Raw genomic sequence first — 5,023 nt, forward strand, 5'->3', positions numbered from 1 at the left:
GGGGGAACCAGGGCATTATGTTTTGAATCTTAGACACAAATCAACAACCAACTGCTTTTCCATCTTCAATCTATGATAAAATGAACGATTTCTCATCTTCTTAATAAATTTCTCCATACGAAGAGCTTGAATCCTATTCTCGCACTCAATTTTTAGAAATATTTCCCAATCATGAGTAACTCGGGTACTTGAGTTTTTATAAAAACTACTATTGTGCTGCCGAATACGGTTCTCTACATTTACAGTTTCTCCAACATAGTATCTATTCAAACTTGGACTAAAAAGTATGTAAACAAAGTGTTCCATGAAGCATCTTTCATTCTCCTAATTTACGAATAGAGAATGAAAAGTGACTCGAAAAAAGGTCCAATAGATTATTGAATCCAATCTAGAAAGAAGAAGAAGAAGACTTACCTAAAGAAAGCCTCTCAGTTCATCAACTGCAATAAAAATTCATACCGTAATCTAGTTTTACCGACTACCTATATTAGGGCAAGGGGCTACTGTAGAAATTAAAAAACAAAAAAAGGGAACGATTTGCATCGTTCCCTACCGGTGGTGCCACCTGGAATCGAACCAGGGACACATGGATTTTCAGTCCATTGCTCTACCAACTGAGCTATGGCACCGTTGGCATGCGCTTGCTATGTTTCGCAATTGCGGTTGCAAATATAGGGCAAAAATCGTTACTTCAAAATAAAAAATAACCCACCGAAGATTTTTTTTAGCGCATTTAAATAGAAATCTCTCTTTTTCATGAAATTATCAATTGTATTTAGTTTGCGTATTTCTACTTTTGCACTCCAATTCAATTTGAAGTGAAAATAGATACCTGCATATTACCCAACGGAATCCGGATTATCCATCAACAAGTGGAATCACCGGCCGCCCATTTTGGCGTTATTCTAAATACCGGTTCACGCGATGAACTGGAACATGAGCAAGGCATTGCCCACTTTATTGAGCACGTTATTTTTAAAGGCACCAAAAAGCGGAAGGCCTATCACGTGCTCAGCCGGATTGAAGATGTTGGCGGAGAGATTAATGCCTATACGACAAAAGAAGAAACAGCCGTATACGCCACCTTCTTGGCTAAGTATTACAGCCGAAGCATGGAATTAATCAGCGATATTGTTCGCAACAGCAGTTTCCCGGAAAAGGAAATTGCAAAAGAAAAAGAAGTGGTAATTGAAGAGATCAATTCGTACAAAGACAGTCCCTCGGAATTGATTTTCGACGACTTTGATGAATTGTTGTTTGCCGGCCACCCTATTGCCCGAAATATTCTGGGCACACCCAAGCTGGTCAAATCCTTCAAGCGAAAGGATATTCTTCACTTTATCGCGAATAATTACCACACCGACCAAATGGTATTAAGCTCGGTGGGCAACATCCCTTTTCCCCGTTTCAAAGCACTGGCCGAAAAATTCTTTGCAGAAATCCCAACTAAAAAACGCGAACACCAACGCGAACTTTTTATCAACTACACGCCTGCTATGAAGCGTGTAAATATGGACACATTCCAGAACCACTGTGTTATCGGAAATATTGCTTACGATGCACAAGATGACAAACGAATGGGGATGGTCTTGCTAAACAGTTTACTTGGCGGACAATCGATGAACTCGCGCCTGAACCTCAGCCTTCGCGAACGACATGGCATGGCTTACAATGTTGAATCGAGTTATACCGCCTATTCAGATACAGGACAGTTTAACGTGTACTTTGGCACCGACAAAGAGAACCTAGAGAAAGCCATTCGCCTGGTAAAAAAAGAATTTAAACTGGTTCGGGAGAAACGTCTGGGCGCTCTGCAGCTTAGTAAAGCCAAAAAACAACTAATCGGTCAAATTGCTATTTCAAGTGAAAACCGCGACGACCTGATGCTCACACTTGGCAAAAGCTACTTGCTGTACAACAAGGTAGATAGTTTGCCGGAGATTTACCAAAAAATTGAAAATATCACAGACAGTCAGCTGCTGGAAATTGCCAACGAAGTTTTAGATGAAAATGCACTCAGCATGTTAATTTACGAGTAATGGAGAACAATTTCGAACTGGAGAAATACATAGTGGATTTCAGCACTCCTGAGGATCCGACCTTATATGAACTAAATCGGGAGACCAACATCAGCATCCTGCGCCCCCGGATGCTCTCGGGACACATACAAGGCTTGCTATTGGAAATGCTGAGTACGATGATCCGTCCGCAACGAATTCTCGAAATCGGAACCTTCACAGGTTACTCTGCGCTTTGCCTGGCCAAAGGATTAGCAGAAGAGGGAATTTTACACACCATTGAAGTAAATGATGAACTGGAATGGATTGCTACTAAGTATTTCGAAAAAGCCGGCATACAGCACAAGATAAAGCAACACATTGGAGATGCCTGCGAAATTATCCCGACGCTTGACGAAACATTCGACTTTGTATTCTTGGATGGGAACAAACGGGAATATTGTCGCTACTACGACCTGGTATTCGACAAACTACGATCAGGAGGCTATATTTTAGCCGACAATATCTTATGGGATGGCAAGGTAGTTCAGGAAGTCGACCAGCGGGACGGACAAACCATTGGCATTTTGGAATTTAACCACCGGGTAAAGGACGACGAACGAGTTCGCCAGGTTATTTTACCTCTACGAGACGGGCTTTCGTTAATCAGGAAGCTTTAATTACACGATTGGCTTGAAGGAATCAAAAAAAAATGCGAATGAAATCAAATTCACCCGCATTTCAACCTAAACATATATAGTTCCTATTCTAAGGACTTCATTGAGTTTATAAAATTCTTCTTCGCTTTTGCCGATTTAATATTTGCTCCAGGTCCGGCAATACATCCGCCCTCACAAGCCATCACCTCGTAAAATTGGGAAGCAACTTTTCCTTTTTCCATCTGCTTCATGGTTCGAATCATCGCTTTGTCGATTCCATTAATCGTTTCATAGCTAAAGCCTTCAGCTTGTTTTTCTGCCAATACAGCTCCAAGTACTCCCCCGCTTTGTGCAAATCCTCGCGACTCTTTAGTATAGGATTCAACTGCAATTCCTTCAATCTTCGAAGGCAGAATTTCCATTCCCTCCATGATTGAGTCGAGCTCTTCAAAACTCAATACATAATCGGCACTGTTTTGATCACGGGCCTCTTTACGTTTAGCCACACACGGACCCACAAAAACCAATTTAGCATCCGGGTATTTCTCCCGCAATTCCTCGGCTGTATAAGCTAATGGTGATAAAGTATGCGACACATATGGTTTCAAGCCCGGCACATGCTTATTTACAGTTTCAACATATGAGGGACAGCAGGAAGTTGTCATGAACTTTTGCCCTTCCGCTAACTTTTCTTTAAGCTCGACGGCCTCGTTACGGGCTGTTATTTCAGCACCACGGGCAACCTCAACAACCTCTGAGAACCCAATTTGCTCGATCGCGGCAAATACCTGTCCCGGTGTTTCGGCATATTGAGCTAAAATTGAAGGAGCAACCATGGCTATTACCTGCTCTTTGCGTTCAATAGCCCGCATAACATCAATGACAGCCGAAAGCTCGAAAATTGCTCCAAAAGGACATGCTGTAATACATTTACCACAATAAACACACTTATCCGGATCAATCTCCTCTTTGCCACTCTCATTCTTTTTGATCGCACCAACCGGACAGGCTTCTTCACACGGAATAGGCATGTAAACAATCGCATGGTAAGGACAGGCTTTTTGACACAAGCCACAGTTAACACAGGCATCCGGCTTAATTTCTGTTTGTCCGCTTGGTGTAAAACGAATGGCATTTTTCGGGCAGTTCATCACACATGGACTGGCGACACAACCACGACACAAATTGGTAACCACGTAGTTAGCTTGCACACAACCGGTACATGCTTCATCGACTACCGTCAATATTTTCTCAGGCTGACTTTCGCGCTGCATAGCGCTCGTGGCATATTCGCTCAAGCTATGTAAATCAATGTCATCCGAAGGCACTTCGTAACCTAAAAGCGGTAACATTTTATACCGGGTAATTGCCCGCTCCTTATAGATACAGCAACGCCCCCTAGGGTTGCGATCTTTAGGATACAACTCGACCGGAAGTGCGTTAATTTTCGACTCCAGCTCTCCTGCCCGAAACATGCGTATCAGTCGGGCAATCAGCTCATGACGGATAATCATGACGTTATTTACGTATGCTGCCATTACCTACATTTTTGAAGGGGTCAAAATTAATCTTTTTTATGCTCTAAAACATATTTAGGGCTTATTTAAAAACATTCTACTCTGTCATATTGCAGCAAAAAGATGGTATATACCGCGCAATTTTGACGTTTGAAATTAAAATACACGCCATCTCTCTGGTTTTGTATTTCATTCTGTCAGATTTTCTTTCTCAATGCAAAGCAACAAGCAGTGATTTTTATCCTGGCATCGTTATGCAAGCCAGGGCAAACAAAAAAGGGGAATAAGAAAACTCACTCCCCTAAGGCTAATTTTTGTTCAGTTAAACGCCCTTGATTTGTTTTAATTCTTTTAATTTATCTGCCCAAGCCTTACATGCCAGGTAAGTTGACTCGGCAAATTCCGGAATATCTTCAAAGTCGGTCAACAAGCGATCTTCAATCAGATCGTGTAGCTCACTGGCCTGCTGGCTCGCCTTAAATTTTAACTTGTTGACTTCTTTTTCCAGGTTAGCTATTTCTTCTGCAGTCATATCTTTAGTCCTCCATCCTATTTTTCACTATCGCTAACAACCCTAATTGAGGCAATCTTATTCCAGTCATAATAGGTATTACTAACCACCCCGTCCGATGACTCAGCAGTCCATAGCACCAATTCTTCTAAAAAGAAAGTTGCACCTTCAATTATTTCGCCGTCATTAATCTGGATTTTCACTCCTTTTCTTTGTTTGCGAGATAAACTTCCATGCAAAGGCATAGTAGCATATTCAATCACTTTTTCCCAAGTCTGTTTAATTTCCATAACTATTACTTTTAAGTTTCGATTAACAGCAGCAACAATAATGCAAAAC

The 5,023-nt window shown here is 41.6% G+C and carries 6 protein-coding genes and 1 tRNA gene; 2 read left to right on the forward strand and 5 right to left on the reverse strand.

All coding sequences use genetic code 11. The features are described 5' to 3' along the window. Positions 1-15: 15 nt before the first annotated feature. Entirely contained in the window at positions 16-306 is a 291-nt protein-coding gene (locus AC37HE_RS08840) for a GIY-YIG nuclease family protein (RefSeq protein WP_500782466.1), read from the reverse strand. Positions 307-556: 250 nt separating this feature from the next. Next, a tRNA-Phe gene (locus AC37HE_RS08845) sits at positions 557-629 on the reverse strand. 189 nt (positions 630-818) lie between these two features. On the opposite strand from AC37HE_RS08845, the gene AC37HE_RS08850 reads away from it, so the two are divergent. Beyond that, positions 819-2,039, forward strand: coding sequence for a M16 family metallopeptidase (locus tag AC37HE_RS08850; protein WP_500782467.1), 1,221 nt, complete (start codon positions 819-821; stop codon positions 2,037-2,039). Next, the gene (locus AC37HE_RS08855) at positions 2,039-2,677 is read left to right on the forward strand and encodes an O-methyltransferase (RefSeq protein WP_500782468.1); all 639 of its coding nucleotides are present in this window, start codon (positions 2,039-2,041) and stop codon (positions 2,675-2,677) included. Before AC37HE_RS08850 ends, AC37HE_RS08855 begins: the two co-directional genes overlap by 1 nt. Positions 2,678-2,760: 83 nt before the next feature. Here AC37HE_RS08855 and AC37HE_RS08860 read toward each other — a convergent pair whose 3' ends face one another. The 3 genes from AC37HE_RS08860 to AC37HE_RS08870 all read right to left on the reverse strand — a co-directional run. Continuing rightward, complete coding sequence (locus tag AC37HE_RS08860; protein ID WP_500782469.1) at positions 2,761-4,194, reverse strand: monomeric [FeFe] hydrogenase; 1,434 nt, start codon at positions 4,192-4,194, stop codon at positions 2,761-2,763. A 301-nt stretch (positions 4,195-4,495) separates the two neighbouring features. Beyond that, the gene (locus AC37HE_RS08865; RefSeq protein WP_500782470.1) at positions 4,496-4,705 is read right to left on the reverse strand and encodes a CCE_0567 family metalloprotein; all 210 of its coding nucleotides are present in this window, start codon (positions 4,703-4,705) and stop codon (positions 4,496-4,498) included. A 17-nt stretch (positions 4,706-4,722) separates the two neighbouring features. Further along, positions 4,723-5,023: hypothetical protein (locus tag AC37HE_RS08870; protein ID WP_500782471.1), on the reverse strand; the 301-nt coding region annotated here is incomplete at its 5' end.

Source organism: Mangrovibacterium sp., assembly GCF_059905295.1.

Bases quoted from the DNA above. Each gene is read 5' to 3' on its own strand.
- AC37HE_RS08840 (WP_500782466.1), bottom strand. From the start codon at position 306: ATGGAACACTTTGTTTACATACTTTTTAGTCCAAGTTTGAATAGATAC.
- AC37HE_RS08855 (WP_500782468.1), top strand. From the start codon at position 2,039: ATGGAGAACAATTTCGAACTGGAGAAATACATAGTGGATTTCAGCACT.
- AC37HE_RS08860 (WP_500782469.1), bottom strand. From the start codon at position 4,194: ATGGCAGCATACGTAAATAACGTCATGATTATCCGTCATGAGCTGATT.
- AC37HE_RS08865 (WP_500782470.1), bottom strand. From the start codon at position 4,705: ATGACTGCAGAAGAAATAGCTAACCTGGAAAAAGAAGTCAACAAGTTA.